At 42.1% G+C, this 21,290-nt stretch carries 18 protein-coding genes; 12 read left to right on the top strand and 6 right to left on the bottom strand.

Annotated features, from left to right (window positions below; all coding sequences use genetic code 11):
• The first annotated feature begins 83 nt into the window (after positions 1–83).
• The 7 genes from ACFQ3Q_RS12665 to guaB all read left to right on the top strand — a co-directional run bounded on the left by ACFQ3Q_RS12665 (position 84) and on the right by guaB (position 9,554).
• On the top strand, positions 84–743 hold the full coding sequence (locus tag ACFQ3Q_RS12665) for an HAD family hydrolase (RefSeq protein WP_380746418.1): 660 nt from the start codon (positions 84–86) through the stop codon (positions 741–743).
• Complete coding sequence (locus ACFQ3Q_RS12660; protein WP_380746416.1) at positions 744–1,607, top strand: hydroxymethylglutaryl-CoA lyase; 864 nt, start codon at positions 744–746, stop codon at positions 1,605–1,607.
• Between the two features lie 140 nt (positions 1,608–1,747).
• On the top strand, positions 1,748–2,959 hold the full coding sequence (locus ACFQ3Q_RS12655) for a DUF4856 domain-containing protein (protein ID WP_380746414.1): 1,212 nt from the start codon (positions 1,748–1,750) through the stop codon (positions 2,957–2,959).
• Between the two features lie 71 nt (positions 2,960–3,030).
• Positions 3,031–4,155, top strand: coding sequence for an imelysin family protein (locus ACFQ3Q_RS12650; RefSeq protein WP_380746412.1), 1,125 nt, complete (start codon positions 3,031–3,033; stop codon positions 4,153–4,155).
• A 16-nt stretch (positions 4,156–4,171) separates the two neighbouring features.
• Positions 4,172–5,536 (top strand): HTTM domain-containing protein, encoded by a 1,365-nt coding sequence (locus ACFQ3Q_RS12645; RefSeq protein ID WP_380746410.1) that lies wholly within the window; start codon positions 4,172–4,174, stop codon positions 5,534–5,536.
• Complete coding sequence (locus ACFQ3Q_RS12640) at positions 5,517–7,991, top strand: TonB-dependent receptor domain-containing protein (protein WP_380746408.1); 2,475 nt, start codon at positions 5,517–5,519, stop codon at positions 7,989–7,991. The genes ACFQ3Q_RS12645 and ACFQ3Q_RS12640 overlap by 20 nt, the downstream gene beginning before the upstream one ends.
• A gap of 90 nt (positions 7,992–8,081) precedes the next feature.
• On the top strand, positions 8,082–9,554 hold the full coding sequence (gene guaB, locus ACFQ3Q_RS12635) for an IMP dehydrogenase (RefSeq protein ID WP_380746407.1): 1,473 nt from the start codon (positions 8,082–8,084) through the stop codon (positions 9,552–9,554).
• Positions 9,555–9,629: 75 nt separating this feature from the next.
• On the opposite strand, the gene ACFQ3Q_RS12630 is transcribed toward guaB, so the two are convergent.
• Positions 9,630–10,166, bottom strand: coding sequence for an OmpH family outer membrane protein (locus ACFQ3Q_RS12630; protein WP_380746405.1), 537 nt, complete (start codon positions 10,164–10,166; stop codon positions 9,630–9,632).
• Positions 10,167–10,247: 81 nt separating this feature from the next.
• Positions 10,248–10,694, bottom strand: a complete 447-nt coding sequence (locus tag ACFQ3Q_RS12625) for an SRPBCC family protein (RefSeq protein WP_380746403.1) — start codon at positions 10,692–10,694, stop codon at positions 10,248–10,250.
• A gap of 188 nt (positions 10,695–10,882) precedes the next feature.
• Here ACFQ3Q_RS12625 and ACFQ3Q_RS12620 point away from each other — a divergent pair, with 188 nt between their 5' ends.
• From ACFQ3Q_RS12620 to ACFQ3Q_RS12600, 5 genes are all read left to right on the top strand, one after another.
• Entirely contained in the window at positions 10,883–11,749 is an 867-nt protein-coding gene (locus tag ACFQ3Q_RS12620) for a peptidyl-prolyl cis-trans isomerase (protein ID WP_380746401.1), read from the top strand.
• Positions 11,712–13,166 carry a peptidylprolyl isomerase gene (locus ACFQ3Q_RS12615; RefSeq protein WP_380746399.1) on the top strand — a complete coding sequence of 485 codons (1,455 nt, stop codon included), beginning with the start codon at positions 11,712–11,714 and terminating at the stop codon, positions 13,164–13,166. The genes ACFQ3Q_RS12620 and ACFQ3Q_RS12615 overlap by 38 nt, the downstream gene beginning before the upstream one ends.
• Before the next feature lie 8 nt (positions 13,167–13,174).
• A complete protein-coding gene (locus ACFQ3Q_RS12610) occupies positions 13,175–14,128 on the top strand; it encodes an AAA family ATPase (RefSeq protein WP_380746397.1) in 954 nt (317 codons plus the stop codon).
• Between the two features lie 259 nt (positions 14,129–14,387).
• Positions 14,388–16,655, top strand: coding sequence for an aconitate hydratase (locus ACFQ3Q_RS12605; RefSeq protein WP_380746395.1), 2,268 nt, complete (start codon positions 14,388–14,390; stop codon positions 16,653–16,655).
• A gap of 129 nt (positions 16,656–16,784) precedes the next feature.
• Positions 16,785–17,351: a TlpA family protein disulfide reductase gene (locus ACFQ3Q_RS12600; protein WP_380746393.1), complete on the top strand. Its 567-nt coding sequence runs from the start codon at positions 16,785–16,787 to the stop codon at positions 17,349–17,351.
• A 1-nt stretch (position 17,352) separates the two neighbouring features.
• Here ACFQ3Q_RS12600 and ACFQ3Q_RS12595 read toward each other — a convergent pair whose 3' ends face one another.
• The 4 genes from ACFQ3Q_RS12595 to ACFQ3Q_RS12580 are packed head-to-tail and all read right to left on the bottom strand — an operon-like array spanning position 17,353 to position 21,289.
• Positions 17,353–18,489 carry a lycopene cyclase family protein gene (locus ACFQ3Q_RS12595; RefSeq protein ID WP_380746391.1) on the bottom strand — a complete coding sequence of 379 codons (1,137 nt, stop codon included), beginning with the start codon at positions 18,487–18,489 and terminating at the stop codon, positions 17,353–17,355.
• Positions 18,490–18,519: 30 nt separating this feature from the next.
• Complete coding sequence (locus tag ACFQ3Q_RS12590; protein WP_380746389.1) at positions 18,520–18,969, bottom strand: sterol desaturase family protein; 450 nt, start codon at positions 18,967–18,969, stop codon at positions 18,520–18,522.
• Between the two features lie 12 nt (positions 18,970–18,981).
• Positions 18,982–19,821 (bottom strand): phytoene/squalene synthase family protein, encoded by an 840-nt coding sequence (locus ACFQ3Q_RS12585; protein WP_380746387.1) that lies wholly within the window; start codon positions 19,819–19,821, stop codon positions 18,982–18,984.
• 4 nt (positions 19,822–19,825) lie between these two features.
• Positions 19,826–21,289: a phytoene desaturase family protein gene (locus ACFQ3Q_RS12580; protein WP_380746385.1), complete on the bottom strand. Its 1,464-nt coding sequence runs from the start codon at positions 21,287–21,289 to the stop codon at positions 19,826–19,828.
• Position 21,290 lies beyond the last annotated feature (1 nt).

Genomic DNA, 21,290 nt, shown 5'->3' with positions numbered 1-21,290 from the left:
AGGATAGGACTCTGTCTACTTTTTGTGTGAAATTGAAAATTCTTTAATTATTCTGCTATCTTTACGCAAAATCTCAGTTTTTAATGCCTAAAAATGTTATTTTCGATATGGATGGGGTGTTGGTAGACAGCGAACCCTTGCATACAGAACTGGAAGTAATTCTCTTCGAAAAACTTGGCATTAATATCACTTCAGCTTATCACGACCAGCTAAAAGGAATGTCTCCTTTTGGAATGTGGAAAAAGATCAAAAAGGATTTTGGTTTGAAAACTCCTGTAGAAGAGTTTCTTGAGCAGGAAGAACAACTTAAGACTTCAGAGATAAGGAAAAGGGATATTAATACGAATCCCGGTGTATCTGAGCTCGTCAGGAATTTATATGAAAGTGATTTTCGGCTTTCGGTAGGTTCTTCTTCGCCAAGGGAGATCATTAGCTTGTTTATGGAAAAATCGGGACTCACGGCCTATTTTGATCACTTTGTGAGCAGTGAGGATGTGGAGCACGGGAAACCTGAACCCGATATCTTTCTGAAGATCTCAGATCTTTATAAGATAAGTTCTTCGCAATTTGTTGTTATTGAAGACAGTCATAATGGAGTGCTGGCGGCCAAAGCTGCAGGGATGAGCTGCGTGGGATACAGGAACCTAAATTCAGGAGAACAGGACCTTTCTTCAGCCGATCTTGTGATCGATGATTTTGAAGAACTGACGCCTGAGATCCTTCGGAAATTAAATCAGAAGTAAATGGAGAAAGTGAAACTTATAGAATGCCCCCGTGATGCCATGCAGGGTATCCGGGACTTTATTCCAACCGAAAAAAAAGCCCAGTACATTCAGTCACTGTTGCGTTGTGGTTTTGATACCATAGACTTCGGAAGTTTCGTTTCCCCAAAGGCCATTCCTCAAATGTCTGATACTGCTCAGGTGCTGGAGAAACTGGACCTGTCTAAAACCGAAAGTAAACTGCTGGCGATCGTTGCCAACACGCGAGGTGCAAACGATGCCTCGGTACATGAACAGATAGACTACCTGGGGTACCCGTTCTCTATTTCTGAGAACTTTCAAATGAGGAATACCCATAAGACAATTGAACAATCTGTTGAGATCCTGAAAGAAATTCTGGAAATAGCCAATAAGTCTGATAAAGAAGTGGTGGCCTATCTTTCTATGGGTTTTGGAAACCCCTACGGAGATCCGTGGAATGTTGAAATAGTAGGGGAGTGGACCGAAAAGCTTTCGGCTATGGGGGTGAAGATCCTTTCTCTTTCAGATACTATTGGTACATCTACCCCCGATATTATTGAATATCTTTTTTCAAACCTTATTCCGAAGTATACCGAAATAGAATTCGGTGCGCATTTACATACCACGCCTTCCAAATGGCACGAAAAGGTAGATGCTGCCTACAAGGCCGGGTGTCGTCGTTTTGATGGTGCGGTGCAGGGCTTTGGAGGCTGTCCTATGGCCAAGGATGAACTTACCGGAAATATGCCTACCGAGAAGATGCTTTCTTATTTTAACTCCAAAAAGGCCGACACCAATATTAAAATGACCAGTTTCGAGTCTTCATTCAATGAAGCCTCCAAGATCTTTTCTCAGTACCATTAAGCTTGTTTATGGAATTCCAAAACTTCATTATAAAACTTTATTTAAATTTAATCTAAATAAAGTTGCGGCACTGATCATGCCTTTCTATATTTGTTGCCGAATTTTAAACTACTATTTTAAACAAGTCTAAATAAACAATAATGAAAAGAATTCTTTTTGGATTAGCATTGGGAAGTTTAAGCCTTGCATCCTGCTCATCAGACGACGATAACATCAATCCAACCCCGGAACTCAATGTTCCTTCAACTTATACCTTCGAGAGAAATTCAAATTCAACCGTTAGTTATTCAGGCCAGACCCTGAGGTTGAGAATGACAAGTGAGCTTCTTTCTTCCTTCAACGATTTTGACAACCAGACCCAAGAGAGTCTTTCCAATATGTTTTCTAATGAGAACAATCCTTTTTCTGAAGCAGATCTTAACGAGACCTCTAAAAGTGTAAAGTCTAAGGTAGCTGCTTCACAACTTTATTTTTCAACGAATACCGTAGAGAGCAATGAACTGAAAGCTGATTTCGAATCTTATATCGATCAGCAAATGGGAGAAGTCAAGGCAAACCGCAATGAATTAGCCGCAGCGGGACAGGCCGGTCAGATCGCCGATGGTTCCAAGACCCGTTACGTGAATGCTAAAGGGCTGGAGTTGGACCAGGCTTTTGCAAAAGGTCTTATAGGAGCTCTATTAGCCGATCAGATGCTGAATAATTATCTTTCTTCAGCAGTGCTTGATGAAGGTGATAATGTAGAAAACAACAATAATAATGTAACCGAAGAAGGAGCCAGTTATACCACTATGGAACACAAGTGGGATGAGGCTTACGGATACCTTTACGGCGATCCTTCAATTCCTGCTGAAGACCCTAACTCGGTATTGAATGAAAGTGACGACCATTTGCTTTTCAATTATCTGGGAGAGGTTGATGCCGATTCTGATTTTGCCGGGATTGCTGAAGAAACCTTTGAAGCCTTTAAAAAAGGTAGAGCTGCGATAGAAGCCGGTGATTACGAGTTACGTGATGAGCAGGCCAATATCATTAGAGAGAATATCTCTAAGGTGATTGCTGTTCGTGCCGTTCACTATCTTGCCGAAGGAGCAGCATCTTTGGAAGAAGGAAATAATATGGGAAGCACCTTCCACGAACTTTCTGAAGGTTATGGATTTGTGTATAGTTTGAGATTTACCCATAACCCTGAGACCGGAGCGCCTTATCTTTCAGCTGAAACTGTAAAATCTTTCAGGGAACAGATGATGAACGAAAATGGATTCTGGAGTGTAAGTCCGGAAACTCTTGAGGGAATTGCTCAGGAGATCGCTGCCGAATTCGGATTCAGCGTAGAGATGGCTGCAGAATAAATTTGTTGAATTGCTTATATAATAGCCAGGGCTGAAGTATCTTCGGCCCTGGTTTTACTAATATTACGATTATGAAGAACTTTCTGAAATTAATGTTTTTACCGGTACTGCTTTTTGTGGCAGGCTGTAGCAGCAATAGCGATGATACCCCGGGTGGTGGAAATACCGATGATTTTGATCGTGGGGCAATGCTCAAGAATTGGTCAGATAATATAATTATCCCTTCTTTCGAGAATTTTTCTGTTGAAGTACAGACCTTGGAAGAAGTAAGCCTGAAGTTTACCCAGGATCCAACCGAGGCCAATCTTGCAGACTTGCGTTCGGCGTATAAAGAAGCATATATCCAGTTTCAGACGGTTTCGCCATTTGATATCGGGAAAGCTGAAACGCTTAATTACCGGAATAATTTAAACACCTATCCCGTAGACGCTGCTGCGATGGAAGAAAAGATTCAGGCCGGAGAATTCAACCTGGAATTGCCTTCTGCTATGGACGAGCAGGGGTTCCCCGCGCTGGCTTACCTTCTTTACGGCCTGGGCGATACAGATGCTGAAATAATAGCACATTACACTTCTAATGCCAATGCCGCAACCTATAAAAATTACCTGAATGCTGTTTCGGTACGTGTAAATTCCCTTACTTCTGAAGTGCTTAGTGACTGGAAGAACAATTTCAGAGATCAGTTTGTAAATAATACCAGCTCATCAAGCACCGGTTCTGTAGATCGTTTAACCAACGATTACATTATGTATTACGAGAAGTTCCTTAGAGCGGGGAAGATCGGTATTCCTGCAGGGGTTTTCAGTGGAAACCCTGTTCCTGAAAATGTAGAGGCTTATTATTCTGCGGAGCTTTCTAAGCAGTTATACCTGAAATCTGTGGAGACGGTTCATAACTTCTTTGTAGGGAATTATTTTGGAGAGGACAGAAAAGGACTGAGCTATGTGGACTATCTTCGATACCTTAATACCATTAAGAATGGTGATCCGTTAGGAGGCCTTATCAATGGTCAGTTTAATAATATCAGAATGCAGGCTGATGAACTTGATGCGAATCTTGTTAGCCAGATAGAGAGCGATAATACCAAGATGCTTGCAGCATATGACGAATTGCAGAAGAATGTAGTGCTGCTTAAGGTAGATATGGTTCAGGCATTATCAGTAAGTATAGATTATGTAGATTCTGACGGAGATTAATCTCAGAACTTTTTAAATGGGAAGAAGTTTCTCTTCATACCTTAATAAAACCACCGATGCCGCGCCCCTGGCAGTTTTCAGGATACTCTTCGGGCTGATGATGTTTATCAGTATCGTGAGGTTCTGGCTTAACGGCTGGATAGAGAAACTGTATATAAACCCCGATTTCTCATTTTCATATTATTTATTTGAATGGGTGAAACCTCTTGGAGGTTTCACCTATTTTATTTTTATCTTCTGTGGAATTTCGGCCCTGCTGGTAGCTTTCGGGTATAAGTACAGGCTGGCGATCATCGCTTTCTTTCTCAGCTTTACTTATATCGAGCTGATGGATAAGACCACGTATCTTAATCACTACTATTTTATAAGTATTCTTAGCTTTTTGATGATCTTTTTGCCAGCTAATGCCTACTTTTCGGCAGATGCCTGGAAGAACAGGGCGAAGCGTTTTCAGCAGGTCCCTGCCTTGTGCATAGACAGCATAAAACTGCTGATTGCCATAGTTTACATATATGCGGGTCTTGCAAAGATAAATTCTGACTGGCTTTTAAGGGCTATGCCTTTAAAGATCTGGCTGCCTTCAAAATATGACATCCCTCTGCTGGGAGACTTTTTGCAGCAGGAGTGGATGCATTATGCTTTCAGCTGGAGCGGGATGCTCTACGACCTTTTAATTCCTTTTTTGCTTATTTACAGAAGAACAAGATTGCTGGCATTTTTCCTGGTAGTCATCTTTCACGTGCTCACAAGGGTTTTATTTCCTATCGGGATGTTCCCGTATATTATGATCGTGAATGCTTTCATTTTCTTTGATGCCGGGTTCCATCATAGAATTCTTGGGTTTATCTCCAGAATGATGAAGCTGAACAAGGAAAAATTCGACACCGGAATGAGGCTGAGGTTCACTGAAACAAGGCGTAAGCTTAGCCTTTCAGTTCTAGGTGTCTTCTTTGCGATCCAGCTGTTATTTCCCTGGAGATATCTGCTGTATCCCGGTGAACTTTTCTGGACCGAAGAAGGCTTCAGGTTCAGCTGGCGGGTGATGCTGATGGAGAAGGCCGGTTATGCGCAATTCAAGATCGTAGACGGAAAGACCGGAAAGAGGTTTTATGTGGATAATTCCGATTTTTTAACTCCCTTTCAGGAAAAACAGATGGCTTTTCAGCCCGATTTTATATTGCAGTATGCCCATTACCTGGCCGATCATTTCAGAAAAGACGGTCATAAAAATATAGAGGTATACGTAGAAAGCTATGTGGCCCTTAATGGCCGCAAAAGCAAACCCTATATAGATCCTGAGGTAAACCTTCTGGAGCATAAGGATTCATTTAAACACAAAACATTCATTTTACCCTTCAACGATGAAATTAAAGGTTTATAGTTTTTTAATAACACTGGTCTGTACAATCGGACTTGCGAATGCCCAGAACTCGCTTAGCGGGAGGGTGATCTCTGCACAGGATAATTCTCCGGTGGCTTTTGCTGAAATTTACAACAAGACCACGGGTGATCTGGAACTTACCGACGAATCGGGGAATTTCAGAATAGAGGGTCTGGACAACAGTACCTATTTGTTTGTTGTTTACAGTCACCAGTACCAGATCCTGGAGCAGGAGGTTGCGGTTTCGGGGGAAACAGAAGTTACTTTCAGTATTGCCCCGCTTGCCGAAAACCTTTCCGAAGTGGTGCTTACCCAACGCAGGGAAAAGCTGTTCGCGCTTAGGAAATTGAGAAAGGTTGAAGGGACGGCCATTTATGCCGGGAAGAAAAGCGAAGTGGTAGTGATGGATAAGGTTACCGGAAACCTGGCGGCTAACAATGCCCGGCAGATTTACAATCAGGTGGTTGGACTTAATATTTACGATAACGGAGATGCCGGACTTCAGCTGAATATTGGAGGGCGCGGGCTGGATCCTAACAGAACACAGAATTTTAATACCCGCCAGAATGGCTACGATATCTCAGCCGACGTGCTGGGATACCCCGAAAGCTATTACACCCCTCCGGCAGAAGCTTTGAGTGAGATCCAGGTAGTACGCGGAGCTGCTTCTTTACAATATGGAACCCAGTTTGGAGGGCTTATCAATTTTAAATTTAAAGAACCGCCAAGAGATAAGAAATTTGAGCTGGTGTCAAGGCAATCTGCAGGTTCCTATAATTTGTTCACCAGTTTTAACAGTGTAGGAGGAACCATTGGGAAGTTCAGTTATTATACCTGGTATAATTATAAAACCGGAGAGGGCTTCAGACCGAATTCTGAATACGAGTCTAACAACTTCTTTTCTCATCTGGGGTGGAAGTTCAGTGAAAGGACCAATGTAAGCTTTGAGTTCACTTATCTGGATTATCTCGCACAACAGCCGGGAGGGCTAACCGATGAACAGTTTTATCGTAACCCGGACTACAGTAACCGAAGCCGAAACTGGTTTGATGTCAACTGGAAACTGTATGCCCTGAAACTGGAACATAAATTTTCCAAAAAAACCGATTTCAGCCTGAATTTATTCGGACTTGATGCTTCCCGAATGGCTATCGGGTATAGGGAGAATAGGGTGTCTCAACCCGATGACCTGACAGCGCCCAGAGAATTGCTTGCCGATCATTTTAATAACTGGGGTGCTGAAGCCAGATTACTAACCCGCTACGATCTTTTGGGGGAGGAGTCAGTATTGCTTCTGGGGAGTAAATACTATGACGCCCGTAACAAACAGAGGCAGGGGCCGGGAAGTGCCAATGCTGATGCCGATTTCCGGTTCAGGAATGAGCAATACCCAAATTATCCGCGACAGGCCGAATTCGAATTTCCGAATAATAATCTGGCTTTCTTCGGGGAGAATATCTTTAATATCACTAATAAATTGTCGTTGACCCCGGGTTTTCGCTTTGAATATATAGATACCCAAAGTGAAGGTACTTATAAGGATATCTTCACAGACCTTGCCGGGAATGTTTTAAAAAACGAAACTATAACAGATAATCGCCAATTTGAACGAAGCTTCTTGTTGTTAGGTCTGGGGGCAGGCTATAACCTGACGCCAAGCACCGAGATCTATGCAAATTTCTCTCAGAATTACCGGTCGGTTACCTTTAATGATATCAGGGTGATCAATCCGGTATTCCAGGTAGACCCTGATATCACCGATGAGGAAGGCTTCACTTCGGATATCGGGATAAGAGGGCGATGGAAAGATGTGTTGTCCTTTGATGCCAGTGTGTTTGCCCTTAAATATGATAAGAGAATAGGGGAGATCCTGAAACCTGAAGTGCGTAATAATGCCCAGGGAGAACAGGAAGAAACAGGAAGGCTAATCCGTTTCAGGGGGAATATTGGGGATGCTTTTATCTATGGCTTAGAAACCTTTGCCGACTGGAACCTGAGAAATACCTTCTTTAAGCAGAATGAAGATTTTATTGCCGGGGTTTTCGTGAACGCTGCCTTTACGAATTCAGAATATATTTCTTCCCAGGAAACCAATGTTGAAGGGAACCAGGTGGAATTTATCCCGGAGGTAAACCTGAAGACGGGACTGGATTTCGGGTATAAGAATTTTCTAGGAAGCCTTCAGTATACTTACCTGTCAAAACAATATACCGATGCGACCAATGCGCCTCAGGATGTTAATGATTCTCAACGGGGAATCGAAGGGGCGATCCCTGCATATGGGATCCTGGATTTCTCGGCTTCCTATAGTCTTGGGAAATTTAAACTGGAAGCAGGGATCAATAATTTGTTAGATAATTCCTACTTTACAAGGAGGGCTACAGGTTACCCGGGCCCCGGTATCATTCCTGCACAGCCATTAACCTGGTATACAAGTCTTCAGTTTAAGCTGTAAAAATAAAAGATAACATAGAGTTAAATCGGGATAACTCCTTTTATCTCAGTTTTTAGCCTTATATTTGCACGCAATTAAATCTTAATTGCTATGACCGCACACGATTCAAAAATCCTTGGAGAAGGACTTACCTACGACGACGTACTTCTTGTCCCTGCTTATTCAGAAGTCTTACCTCGCGAAGTGGATACCAGAACTAGATTCACCCGAAACATCAGTATCAATGTACCTATAGTCTCAGCGGCTATGGACACGGTTACCGAATCTCGTATGGCTATTGCCATTGCTCGAGAAGGGGGGATTGGAGTATTGCACAAGAACATGACTATCGAGCAGCAGGCCCTGAAAGTCCGTAAGGTCAAAAGAGCTGAAAGCGGAATGATCATAGATCCGGTTACTTTGCCGCTTACCGCTAAGGTGAAAGACGCGAAAGCCTATATGGCCGAGCACAGTATAGGCGGGATCCCGATTATTGACGATGAAGGGAAGCTGGCAGGTATCGTTACCAACCGTGACCTGAGATTCGAAAAGAACCTTGAGAGACCTATCACCGAGGTGATGACCTCAGAGAATCTTGTAACGGTTTCTGAAGGAACGGTACTCGATGATGCCGAAGAGATACTTCAGGAGAACAAAATTGAAAAATTACCCGTAGTGAATAAGAGCAACAAACTTGTTGGGCTTATTACTTTCAGAGATATTACCAAACTTACCCAAAAGCCTAATGCCAATAAGGACAGTTTCGGAAGGCTTCGTGTTGCTGCTGCTGTTGGTGTAACAGGAGATGCCGTAGACAGGGTTGAAGCCCTGGTGAATGCTGGAGTAGATGCGATCGTGATCGATACCGCCCACGGGCATACCAAAGGCGTGGTGCACGTTTTAAGAGAAGTGAAACTGAAGTTCCCGGAACTGGAAGTGGTTGTTGGAAATATCGCGACGGCTGAAGCTGCAAAATACCTGGTTGAAGCCGGAGCCGATGCTGTGAAGGTAGGAATAGGTCCCGGTTCTATCTGTACCACAAGAGTGGTTGCCGGAGTTGGATTTCCTCAATTTTCAGCCGTGCTTGAGGTAGCTGCGGCTATTAAGGGTTCGGGAGTGCCGGTGATCGCTGATGGCGGAATAAGATATACAGGTGATATCCCAAAAGCTATCGCGGCGGGAGCTGATTGTGTGATGCTTGGGTCATTGCTTGCCGGAACCAAAGAATCTCCGGGAGAGACTATTATTTACGAAGGAAGAAAGTTCAAATCTTACCGCGGAATGGGATCTGTGGAAGCTATGGAAAAAGGTTCAAAAGATCGTTATTTCCAGGATGTGGAAGACGATATTAAAAAGCTTGTTCCTGAAGGAATTGTTGGGCGAGTGCCATATAAAGGCGAGATCCAGGAAAGTATACACCAGTTCTTAGGCGGCCTTAAAGCCGGTATGGGTTACTGTGGAGCAGGAAACATAGAAGAGCTTAAGGAGCGTGGTAAATTTGTTAAGATCACCTCTTCAGGAATTCACGAAAGTCACCCTCACGATGTGACCATTACCAACGAATCTCCTAATTACAGCAGATAATTACTTGATCATTTATAACAAAAAAAGCCCGGTTCGATGATCCGGGCTTTTTTTATGTTTATTTCTGAAGCTTTTTTAGTTTTCTGAAGCTTCCGGTTTTGGTTGTTCAGGAATTTCGATCCCCAGCTTTTTCATTACTTTTTCGGTAATATCAAAGCGCTGATCGGCAAAGGCAAGGGCATTTCCTCCGGCGTGAAGTATTTGAGTGAATCCTTCCTCCTTGATCACTTCCAGCATTGCTTTATCGATCTTCTCATATAAGGGCTGAGAAAGTTTATTCCTTCTCATCTGGATCATTACAGAGGCCCTCTGACGGAAATTCTTGATCTCATTTTCCAGTGCTATGATTTCACTTTCTTCTTTTTTTCTTTCCTCATCTGTGAACTCGGTGCTTTTTTCCTGGTAATTTTGAACAAGGCTGTCATACTTTTTTATGGTAGCTTCCATATCGCTCTTAAGGTTAGCGTTGTATTCCTCAATTCCTTTATTTACCTCGCTTATCTCTGGCATTTGAGATAAGATGTAATCGGCGTCAATGGTTCCTACTTTAGTTTGTGCAGTGGTCATTAATGAAAAGCACAAAAGAGCTAAGACTAAACTTAATTTTTTCATTTTTTGTCGTTTTTTGGCAAATATAACAGGGAGAAGCAATTAAACACAGATTTTAATTAAAAAATTGCCAGCAAATTGGTTTTAATAAAGACTTTTTCCGGTTTCAGCAAATTTCTTGAAGTCTTGCATGTATTGGTAAGTTTGTTTCTTAAAAGCGCCGGGCATCAGCCAGCCCATCAATTTCATAAATCCGCTGAATTCAAATTTATTTCTGGAGGTCCACATCGTATGGTTTCGCGGCGTTTCCTCAAAAATGTTTTTCTGGATATTGTAAACCCCTTTGGCATTGTAACTGGCAGATAATTTTAGGGGGAGCTCCTTTTTTGTAATAGTTTCAGTCATTTCAATTTCCCTTTTGCCCATTTTGTAGATAAGCCTGCTCTCTGCACCTTCCTCCCCGGGTTCACCGTTAAGGTGTTCCTTGGAAACAAAACCTTTTTGCCAATGCTTTAGATTATTGGGGTTATATAGTTTTTTAAGCACTTCTTCCCTGGGTAACCTGATCTCTATTTCGGTGGTATATTTCATAATCGGGAAATTTTATCCTATTAAAGATACTTCAGAAATAATAAAACCAGAAATTTATATTTTTACCGTAAGATAATCCTTTAGGCTTTATCTTGCAGAACCTGAACTAATTCTTATTTTTGCTCGCATGTAACGTGTGCCAAAACAGTGATTCTGTTTGGTATATAAATTGCAAGCCAACTCTACAAATGAAGTTGAAATTTAATTTTTATCATCTCGGTTTCCTTTTCCTTGTTCCAATGGTATTGGGCTGTGACTATTTTGAAAAGACGGAGGAACAAAAAGCCGTGGTGAGAGTGAATGATACTTATCTCTATGAAGATGACATCAGAGGGTTGCTTAATGCGAATACTTCAGCACAGGATAGTGCGCTTATAGTTTCTAATTACATTACCCGTTGGGCGACCCAGCAGTTACTTATAGATAGGGCAAAGCTTAACCTGTCGCAGGAGAAGCAAAGGGAGTTCAGAGACCTTGTTGAAAATTACCGCAATGAGCTATATACTAATGCTTATACTGAGGCCGTAGTATCCCGTGAGCTTGATAGTACATTGAGTGAGGAGGAGATCAAGGCTTATTATGAAGAGCATAAGGAAAACTTCAAACTGAATGAAGATTTGGTGAAGTTGCGCTATGTAAAGCTGGATGAAAATAACACCAATATCGACCAGATCAAGAAGCGTCTGGTAAGGTTTGAAGAAAAAGATAAGGATGAACTGGAAAGGAAAGCTCTTCAGTTTAAAAATTACTCGTTAAATGATTCGGTTTGGGTGCGTACCAAATCGGTGTATGAGAAAATAAAGCCGCTGGCTATAGAGGATAGGTCACGCCTGTTAAATAAATCAAACTTTATGCAACTTGAAGACTCTTTAGGAGTATATTTGGTTTATGTGAAGGATGTTTTAATCCGAAATGAGCAGGCCCCGCTGGAATATGCTTCGGCAACCATTAAGCAGATCCTGCTTAATAAACGCAAACTAAATTTAGTAAAAGAACTTGAAAAAGATATTACGAAAGATGCAATTAAAAACAATCAATTTGAGATCTACGATTAAATCAGCGGTATTTATGCTGGGCTTATTTATCGCTTCCGGAGCCTTTGCTCAGGAGGTTGTTGTTACTGACAGCACTGCCATTCAGCCTGAAGAGGAGCTTGCCAAAAGCGTTGAGGAAGAGGATGGGAACCAGCGCCGTAAAGTAGACGGGATTGCTGCCGTGGTCGGAGATTTCATTATTCTGGATAGTGACATCGATATGATGTATAAGGATATGCAGAGCCAGGGAATGTCTACTGCCGATGTTACCGACTGCCAGCTTGCAGGTTCACTTATGGAGAATAAGCTTTATGCCCACCAGGCAATTCAGGATAGTGTAATTGTGATGGATTCCGAGATCAACAACTACATAGATCAGCAGATCTCACAAATGGTGAGCCAGGTAGGTTCTATGGAAAAGGTTCTTGAGTTTTATAATAAAGACAGTGAAGCTGAATTCAGGCAGGAGCTTTTTGAGCTGAATAAACAGCGTCAGTTGTCCAGCCGTATGCAGCAGAAGATCATTGAAGATGTAGAGATCACTCCTGAAGAGGTGAGAGCTTATTTTGAGGATATACCAAAAGACTCCCTGCCAATCTTTGGAGATGAGGTAGAGCTGGCGCAGATCGTGGTTAAGCCTGAGATCCCTGAAAGTGAAAAGGAGAAAGTAATTGAGCGGCTTAACGAATTTAAGGCCGATGTTGAAGATAACGATGCAAGTTTTGCTACCAAAGCTGTGCTTTACTCCCAGGATCCAGGATCGGCTTCAGACGGAGGAAAGATCACTCTTGGAAGAAAAGACAATTTCGTGAAGGAATTTAAGGATGTTGCCTTTAGCCTTCAGGAAGGAGAAGTGAGTGAGCCTTTTGAGACCGAATTCGGATATCATATTATTCAGATTGACCGTATACGAGGACAAAAACTTGATCTTAGGCATATTCTTCTAATTCCGGATGTTACCAATGCTACCGTTGAAGAGGCAAAAGCCAAGATAGACAGCATTAGAAAAAGAGTGAACGAAGGAGTACTTGATTTTGCTGAAGCGGCAAGGGAATTCTCTGATGAAGAGGAGACAAAAAGTGACGGAGGAAAATTAATTAATCCTACTACAGGAGACACGCGTTTTGAACTTTCAAAAATAGACCCTAAATTGTATGGGCAGGTACAAAACCTTAAAGAAGGTGAACTTTCAAGAAGGCTAACCGAAAGGGATCGTACAGGCCGACCGGTCTTCAAGATCATTAAGGTGACCAAAAGAATCCCTGAGCATGAGGCGAATTATACGACCGATTATGCTAAAATTAAAGAACTTGCCCTACGCGATAAGCAACTGGAAGCCATAAAAGAATGGCAGGAAGAAAAGATCCAGGAGACTTATATCAAAATAAATGGTAAATTCCGTAACTGTGAATACAACAGTAACTGGCTAAAAAAATAAATATATAAATGTCTGATGTTGCTTTAATAGAAAATCTTGTCGGGAAGAACCGTCAATTGAAAAATGAGATTGCTAAAGTAATAGTCGGACAGGAAAAAGTCATCGACCAGATATTGCTCTCCGTCTTTTCCGGAGGGCATTCTTTGTTAATAGGGGTGCCCGGCCTGGCCAAGACACTAATGGTGAATACCATCGCTCAGGCTCTTGGACTCGATTTTAAACGCATTCAGTTCACTCCGGATCTTATGCCCAGTGATATTCTGGGAGCAGAGATCCTTGATGAGAACAGACAGTTTAAGTTCATTAAAGGCCCGGTCTTCTCAAATATCATCCTGGCCGATGAGATTAACCGGACTCCTCCAAAGACACAGGCGGCTTTGCTTGAAGCTATGCAGGAACGTGCGGTAACTGTGGCAGGACATCATTACAAACTCAGCCTGCCTTACTTTGTGCTTGCAACCCAGAACCCGATAGAGCAGGAGGGAACTTACCCTTTGCCTGAAGCTCAGCTGGACCGTTTTATGTTCGCCATAAAACTTGATTACCCAAGTTTTCAGGAGGAAGTAGATGTGGTGAAGAGCACAACATCAGATGAACAGGCTGAAATTTCGCCTTTGTTTACGGCGCAGGAGATCACCGATATTCAGCACGTAATAAGAAGGATTCCTGTTGCCGATAATGTTGTGGAATATGCCGTAAATCTGGTGAGTAAGACCAGGCCGGAGGGCGATAAGGCCACCGAACTTATACGCAACTATGTGGATTGGGGCGCAGGGCCAAGGGCTTCACAGAACCTCGTGCTTGCGGCAAAATCTCACGCCGCGGTGAATGGTAAGTTCTCCCCCGATATTGAGGATATTCAGGCAGTCGCTATTGGTATCCTTAGACACCGTATCATTAAGAACTATAAGGCGGAAGCCGAAGGGATTTCAGAAGAAGAGATCATTAGGAAGTTGTTCTAATCCCGGGATTTATCTTATAATTTTCCTAAAACCAGCCTCTTTCGGGCTAAGAACCGGACTTTTTTACTTCACAGAAATCTTAGTTATTATCAAAATCGCAATATTTGCCCTATTTTTTACTTTTTACTGATTTTTTTAAACTTAAAATTGCCAAATAGAAAATTATTTCTATCTAATTTTGAATATTGTCAGTAATTTTTAAAAGTGGTCATAATTTCTTAATTTTGCGAGACTTTTTTAGAACAAAAAATACACTAATATGGCGTACGATATTGATATGATCAAAAAGGTTTACAGCCAGATGGCCGAAAGGGTAAATACTGCCCGTGAAGTTGTTGGCAAACCTTTGACACTTTCAGAAAAAATTCTTTACTCACACCTTTGGGATGGGAAAGCTAAAGATGCTTACCAGAGAGGAAAAGATTATGTAGAATTCGCTCCGGACAGGATCGCCTGCCAGGATGCGACAGCCCAAATGGCCCTTCTGCAGTTTATGCAGGCAGGGAAGGACAAAGTAGCCGTTCCTACAACCGTGCACTGTGATCACCTGATCCAGGCAAAGATGGGAGCTGCTATAGATTTACAGGCTGCGAATAAGACCAGTAGTGAGGTTTTTGATTTTCTGGAGTCTGTATCAAACAAGTACGGAATAGGTTTCTGGAAACCGGGTGCAGGTATTATTCACCAGGTAGTTCTTGAAAACTATGCATTCCCTGGAGGAATGATGATCGGTACCGATTCGCATACCGTTAATGCCGGAGGACTTGGAATGGTCGCGATTGGTGTTGGAGGTGCAGATGCAGTAGACGTGATGGCCGGAATGCCGTGGGAGCTTAAATTCCCGAAACTAATTGGTGTGAAGCTAACCGGAGAACTTTCCGGATGGACAGCGCCTAAAGATGTGATCCTTAAAGTTGCAGGTATCCTTACCGTAAAAGGAGGTACCGGAGCAATTATTGAATATTTTGGCGAAGGAGCCCGTTCTATGTCCTGTACCGGTAAAGGTACAATTTGTAATATGGGAGCTGAAGTTGGTGCTACCACTTCAACTTTCGGTTACGACGACTCAATGGAGCGTTACCTGAAAGCCACTAACCGTGCTGATGTTGCTGAAGCTGCAAATGAAGTTAGAGAGCACCTTACAGGAGATGATGAGGTTTATGCTAATCCTGAGCAGTATTTTGATGAGGTGATCGAGATCAACCTTTCCGAATTGAAGCCTCATCTTAACGGACCGTTTACGCCAGACCTTGCTACGCCAATTTCTGAAATGGCTGAAAAAGCCAAGGAAAATGACTGGCCTATTAATGTAGACTGGGGTCTTATCGGTTCCTGTACCAACTCTTCTTACGAAGACCTTACAAGAGCGGCTTCCATAGCAAAACAGGCGGTAGATAAAAAGATAAAAGCAAAATCAGATTTCGGTATCAACCCGGGATCAGAGCAGATCAGGTTTACTGCAGAGAGAGACGGATTGCTTAAGATCTTTGAAGATCTTGATGCCACAGTATTTACCAATGCCTGCGGACCTTGTATAGGTCAGTGGGACAGGAGTGACCGCAAAGGAGAAGAGAAGAACACCATTGTTCACTCTTTTAACCGTAACTTCTCTAAGCGTGCCGATGGTAACCCAAATACTCACGCCTTTGTAGGATCTCCTGAAATGGTGGCTGCGATCGCGATCTCAGGTCGTCTTGATTTCGACCCGACCCGTGATAAGCTTCTGAATGAAGATGGAGAAGAGGTAATGCTTGATGAACCAACAGGAATTGAACTTCCAACTAAAGGATTTGCTGTAGAGGATGCAGGTTATATTGCACCTAAAGAAGACGGTAGAGATGTGGAAGTGAAAGTTGCAGAAGACAGTGAAAGACTTCAGCTGCTTACTCCTTTTGAGCCTTGGGATGGTAAGAACCTTACCGGAGCCAAATTGCTGATCAAAGCTTTCGGAAAATGTACTACAGACCATATTTCTATGGCCGGGCCTTGGTTGCGTTACAGAGGTCACCTGGATAATATCTCTAATAACTGTCTTATTGGAGCGATAAATGCCTTCAATAAAAAGACCAATTTCGTAAAGAACCAGCTTACCGGTGATTACGACGGAGTTCCTGCTGTACAGAGAGAGTACAAGAAGGCCGGAATTCCTACGGTTGTAGTAGGTGACCATAACTATGGTGAAGGTTCTTCCCGTGAGCACGCGGCTATGGAGCCAAGACACCTTGGGGTGAAAGTGGTGCTTGTAAAATCTTTTGCGCGTATCCACGAAACTAACCTTAAGAAACAAGGTATGTTAGGATTGACTTTCGATAATGAGAATGATTATGATCTTATTCAGGAAGACGATACCTTCAACTTTATTGATCTTGAGGACTTCGCTCCGGACAAGCAAATTACAATAGAAATTGTACACGCTGATGGCAGCAAGGATACCATAAAGGCTAACCATACTTATAACCAGCCTCAAATTGAGTGGTATAAGCACGGTTCAGCACTTAACCTTATCAAAAAGCAGAATGCTGCTTAAGCATTATTGGATATAATTCTTATAAAACTCCCGCATAGTGCGGGAGTTTTTTATTTTGCCTAATTTTGCTGCACATTCGAATTGTTAAGTCTCATAGGATTATTCGTCTAAGTCATCAAACTACTCTTAATGAAGAAGCTTTTTAAAAATCAGTGGTCTAACATCATTTTTGGTGTATTGATCCTTATCCTGATCATACCTCAAACCCGTAAGCCGGTACAGATCTTCGTAAATAAGATCCTTTCATTCAGTCCTTCGGTTACCGAGGAGGAAGACAGGGAGCAACTTGCCGATTATAATTGGGTGCTTGAAAACACCAATGGGAAACGTGTTAATTTTGCTGATTCTAAAGGAGAGGTGATCCTTGTGAATTACTGGGCTACCTGGTGTCCGCCCTGTATCGCTGAAATGCCTTCCCTGCAGAAGTTGTATTCAAAATACGAGGGAAAGATGGATTTCTATTTTGTTTCTGGTGAAGACCACGAAACAACATCTAATTTTATGAAACGAAAGGGGTACTCTATGCCTTCCTACAGGATGCTGAGTGCAGACCCGAAGCCTATGGATGGCTATACCTTACCTACCACATATTTGATCGATAAGAAGGGTAATATTGTTATTCATAAAGTTGGAGCTGCCGACTGGAACAGTGAAAGGACCAGAAGTATCATCAATTCACTTTTAATGGAAGAATAGCCTAGAATCCTTTTCTTAGAAAAGATTTGATGAATTGAAAATTATAAAGGGAAAGCATTATTTTCAGGTCTTCTGAAAAGCTGCTCTCTTCGTCCAGATATGCAAAGATCTCTTCCGGGCTGTTTTTGGTGTAGAATTTTGTGAAAATCTCTTCTCCCAGTTCATTGTTTCGGTAAAGTACATCAAGGAAGATCCTGTCATACCTTCTGAATTTATAGTTGATAAGATTAGATCCCGGGCTCACGCCGCTTTTGATGTTGTCTACTATTTTCTCTATTTTTTTCTCTGTATTTTTAAAGGAATAACCTGTGGAAGCCTTAACCCAGCCCCCACCGGTGCCTATTTTGGTGATCTTGGTTGTATTTCCGGATTCAAAGGGAAAATCGGTCATAGGGATGATTCCCGACTCGGTGCTTAGGGTTTCGTATTTTCCGGGTTTTAGATATTTTGAAATATATTCGTCCAGGAGCTCATCATATATCTTTTCTTCGGTCAGGAAAGGTGTAAAAAAGGTATATTCTACAAGAGCTTTCGTCCGGGATAGGGGAAGAATGTAAGTAAAGCTGGTAGAATCTTTGTATTTGAGCCTGAAATCCATCATTGTAAATTCAGAAGAGTTGAATACGGGTTTTTCAGTTTCGATAAGACGCCCTTTAAAATGCTGGTAGATTCTGGAATGCTTTTCAGTTTCCAGGTAACCGGAAGTGACCCTGCTGTCAAAGAAATGTGTAGCGGTATATTCGCCCTTATCCCCGGTAGCTTTCCGGGTGACAGGGTCTATTTCCTGAATTTCATCTTTTATAAAAGTGATCTCTTCAGATTTCTCCAGTTCCTGTTTTATATAGGTGTAGAAGTCAATAGACTTCAGCATTTTATAATAGTAAGGGGAAAGCTCGAAGTTATGATCTATGTCTTTTGAAATAAACTTACCGCGACTCCATTCGTGGGTGACCAGATGATCCCAATGGCCATTCCCTTTTTCCCAGAAGCACCAGGTTTTATCGTTCTTTTCTTTCGGGTCGGGATCAATTATCGCAATCGATTTGCCCTTGAAGAATATATCCTTGCTGAGTTTTAGCGCGAGCTGTAATCCGGCCAAACCACCACCAACAATAATATAGTAATAGTTCTGGACCATAGAAGAAGGGGTTGTTTTGCCTTAAAGATATTACTTTTTAAAGAACTTGAAGGGCACCAGTAACATTCCGAAACATTCCCCGTCCTCTTTACCGAGATGTTTGTGATGCATTTTGTGTGCTCTTCTTATACCCCGCGCATACCAGTTATTGGCATTTCTAAGAAATTTAAACCGCTGATGGATAAAAATATCGTGAACCGTAAAATAAGTGATCCCGTAAGCAAGGATCCCGAGTCCTATAGGTAGCCCTATCCATAGACCATCATATCTCCAGAGCAGAAAAAAGCTTATGCTTACAATAGCGTAGAAAATAAAGAACAGGTCGTTTCTTTCCCACCAGTGGCTGTGATCTTTTCTGTGATGGTCTTTATGAAGCTTCCAAAGGAAACCGTGCATAATGTATTTATGAGTGAACCAGGCCATCCCTTCCATTCCTATAAAAGTGCCCAGGAAAACTGCTATCCAAAGTAAGGTCTGCATTTTTAATGCTGTTTAAATTAATTTCAGTCTGTAAGAAATATACGATTTTGCCAGGAGACCTGCTTTTTCATAATCAGGCACTCTTATTCTTCGGCTTTTGATCTCTAAAGAAGGTACTTTTTTAAGCTTATGCAAAAGTTTTCGATAATAAATATAGGCGGTGTATACTCCTAATTTCGCTTCTACGGGTAAGTGGGCAATACCTTTTAAACCTTTTTTGAAATCGGACTCTATCTCGTTTATGATTCGTTCTTTACTGTTTTCATCAAGTTCGGCAAGGTTGGCATTAGGGAAATAACTTCGGCTCAGGTCTTCAAAATCTGCTTTAAGGTCACGTAAAAAGTTTACTTTCTGAAATGCGGAACCAAGGCTCATCGCCGAATCCTTTAATTTATCATATTTTTCAGGATCTCCTTTCACAAATACCTTCAGGCACATCAGGCCAACAACATCTGCACTCCCGTATATGTATTCCTTGTATTCTTCTATGCTAAGGTAATTCGATTTATGAAGGTCCAGGCGCATACTTTTCATAAATGCCCTGTAAAGGGATTCGTCAATATTGTATTTATGAACGGTTTCCTGAAAAGAATTCAGGATTGGGTTCATACTTATTTTTTGATTTACGGACTTGTGGAGTTCTTGCTCAAAATCATTAAAGAGTTTTTCTTTGTCATAATCGTGAAAACTGTCCACGATCTCATCGGCAAGCCTTACAAAACCATAGATGTTATAAATATCCTGCCTTATAGATGGGGCAAGAAGCTTTGTGGCGGTAGAAAATGAAGTACTGTACGCATTCGTTACCGTTTTGCTGCAGGACCGGGAAACTAGATCAAAAATTTCTTTCATAGCATTAGTTTTTTGATTGGTGAATAAGCTCGGCTGCCAATTTTCCCGAAATCAGCGAAGGAGGAACTCCGGGTCCGGGAACGGTAAGCTGACCGGTAAAGTAAAGATGGTCTACTTTTTTACTTTTTAGCTTAGGTCTTAAAAATGCGGTCTGGAAAAGCGTATTTGCCAGTCCGTATGCATTTCCTTTATATGAATTGTATTCTTTCTTGAAATCGTTAACGCAAAAGGAGTCCTTGAAGAGTATTTCCTTTTGTACTTCCTGTCCTGTTAAATTTTCCAGTCTTTGTATGATCTTCTGAAAAAACTTCTCTCTAAGTTCCGGGGTGTCCTGCAAGTCGGGGGCCAGTGGAATAAGGAAAATTCCGGCTTCCTTGCCTTCAGGGGCTGTAGAGGCATCTGTTATGGAAGGAAAGCTGGCGTAGAATAGCGGATCATTCGGCCATTTCGGGTTGTCATAAATAGCTTCAGCGTGTTTTCCAAAGTCGGTATCAAAGAAAAGGCTGTGGTGAGCCACGTTCTTAAGCCTTTTGTTGAAACCAACATAAAACAGAAGGGAAGAAGGGGCAAAGTCCTTTTTGTTCCAGTAGGATTCGGAATATTGCCTGCTTTCTTCCGGGAGAAGACTTTCGGTGTGATGATAATCGGCACCGCTTAGAACAATATCAGATTCCACTAACTTTCCATTCACTGTAATAGAGGTGGCCTTTTTGTTATGAAGGTTTATTTTTTCGACGGAAGCATTAGTGGTGAAATCTACTCCCAGAGATTCAGCCAGTTCTTTTATGCCTTTAATTACGCTATACATTCCGCCTTCGGGGTGCCAGGTACCAAGGCCAAAGTCGGCATAATTCATAAAGCTGTAAAAAGCAGGAGTATTACTTGCTTTAGCGCCGAGAAACAAGACCGGAAATTCAAGGATCTGGATAAGTTTTTCATTGCTGAACTCTTTACGCACCTCTTTGGAGATCGTGCTAAAGAATTGTCCGAGTTTGGTAGCCGTTGTTGGAGTGATCAGTTCAAGTGGAGAAACTCCCGGCCTGTATACAAGATCTTTTATAGCGATGTCATAATTTTCCTGGGCCCTCGAAATGAATTTTTTCAGTTTAGCTGAACTTCCCGGCTCTTCCTTTTCAAAAGCCGCATATATCTTTTCAAGACTGTCTTCAATACTTATCGTATTACCATCCTCAAAAAACACCTTGTAGGCAGGGTTGAGTTTCTGAAGGCTGTAGTAATCTTTTGGGGTCTTGCCGAAGTCGGCAAAAAAGCGTTCAAAGACATCTGGCATCCAGTACCAGGTAGGGCCGATATCGAAGGTAAAGCCTTCCTTTTTTAGCTGTCGTGCACGTCCGCCAACTTCCGTATTTTTCTCAAATACCTGCACCTGGTAGCCGTCTCTTGCCAGATAGCAGGCTGCAGCCATAGACGCAAAGCCTGAACCTATTATGGATACTCTTTTTTTCATT

The sequence above is a fragment of the Salegentibacter chungangensis genome (assembly GCF_042678405.1).
GTDB classification, from domain to species: Bacteria; Bacteroidota; Bacteroidia; order Flavobacteriales; family Flavobacteriaceae; genus Salegentibacter_A; species Salegentibacter_A chungangensis.
Note: the sequence above shows the minus strand (reverse complement) of the source record. Positions and strands in the feature narration are given on the sequence as shown.

Excerpts from the sequence above, each read along its gene's own strand:
- ACFQ3Q_RS12665 (WP_380746418.1), top strand. The coding sequence starts at position 84 with ATGCCTAAAAATGTTATTTTCGATATGGATGGGGTGTTGGTAGACAGC.
- ACFQ3Q_RS12660 (WP_380746416.1), top strand. The coding sequence starts at position 744 with ATGGAGAAAGTGAAACTTATAGAATGCCCCCGTGATGCCATGCAGGGT.
- ACFQ3Q_RS12655 (WP_380746414.1), top strand. The coding sequence starts at position 1,748 with ATGAAAAGAATTCTTTTTGGATTAGCATTGGGAAGTTTAAGCCTTGCA.
- ACFQ3Q_RS12650 (WP_380746412.1), top strand. The coding sequence starts at position 3,031 with ATGAAGAACTTTCTGAAATTAATGTTTTTACCGGTACTGCTTTTTGTG.
- ACFQ3Q_RS12645 (WP_380746410.1), top strand. The coding sequence starts at position 4,172 with ATGGGAAGAAGTTTCTCTTCATACCTTAATAAAACCACCGATGCCGCG.
- ACFQ3Q_RS12640 (WP_380746408.1), top strand. The coding sequence starts at position 5,517 with ATGAAATTAAAGGTTTATAGTTTTTTAATAACACTGGTCTGTACAATC.
- guaB (WP_380746407.1), top strand. The coding sequence starts at position 8,082 with ATGACCGCACACGATTCAAAAATCCTTGGAGAAGGACTTACCTACGAC.
- ACFQ3Q_RS12630 (WP_380746405.1), bottom strand. The coding sequence starts at position 10,166 with ATGAAAAAATTAAGTTTAGTCTTAGCTCTTTTGTGCTTTTCATTAATG.
- ACFQ3Q_RS12625 (WP_380746403.1), bottom strand. The coding sequence starts at position 10,694 with ATGAAATATACCACCGAAATAGAGATCAGGTTACCCAGGGAAGAAGTG.
- ACFQ3Q_RS12620 (WP_380746401.1), top strand. The coding sequence starts at position 10,883 with ATGAAGTTGAAATTTAATTTTTATCATCTCGGTTTCCTTTTCCTTGTT.
- ACFQ3Q_RS12615 (WP_380746399.1), top strand. The coding sequence starts at position 11,712 with ATGCAATTAAAAACAATCAATTTGAGATCTACGATTAAATCAGCGGTA.
- ACFQ3Q_RS12610 (WP_380746397.1), top strand. The coding sequence starts at position 13,175 with ATGTCTGATGTTGCTTTAATAGAAAATCTTGTCGGGAAGAACCGTCAA.
- ACFQ3Q_RS12605 (WP_380746395.1), top strand. The coding sequence starts at position 14,388 with ATGGCGTACGATATTGATATGATCAAAAAGGTTTACAGCCAGATGGCC.
- ACFQ3Q_RS12600 (WP_380746393.1), top strand. The coding sequence starts at position 16,785 with ATGAAGAAGCTTTTTAAAAATCAGTGGTCTAACATCATTTTTGGTGTA.
- ACFQ3Q_RS12595 (WP_380746391.1), bottom strand. The coding sequence starts at position 18,489 with ATGGTCCAGAACTATTACTATATTATTGTTGGTGGTGGTTTGGCCGGA.
- ACFQ3Q_RS12590 (WP_380746389.1), bottom strand. The coding sequence starts at position 18,969 with ATGCAGACCTTACTTTGGATAGCAGTTTTCCTGGGCACTTTTATAGGA.
- ACFQ3Q_RS12585 (WP_380746387.1), bottom strand. The coding sequence starts at position 19,821 with ATGAAAGAAATTTTTGATCTAGTTTCCCGGTCCTGCAGCAAAACGGTA.
- ACFQ3Q_RS12580 (WP_380746385.1), bottom strand. The coding sequence starts at position 21,289 with ATGAAAAAAAGAGTATCCATAATAGGTTCAGGCTTTGCGTCTATGGCT.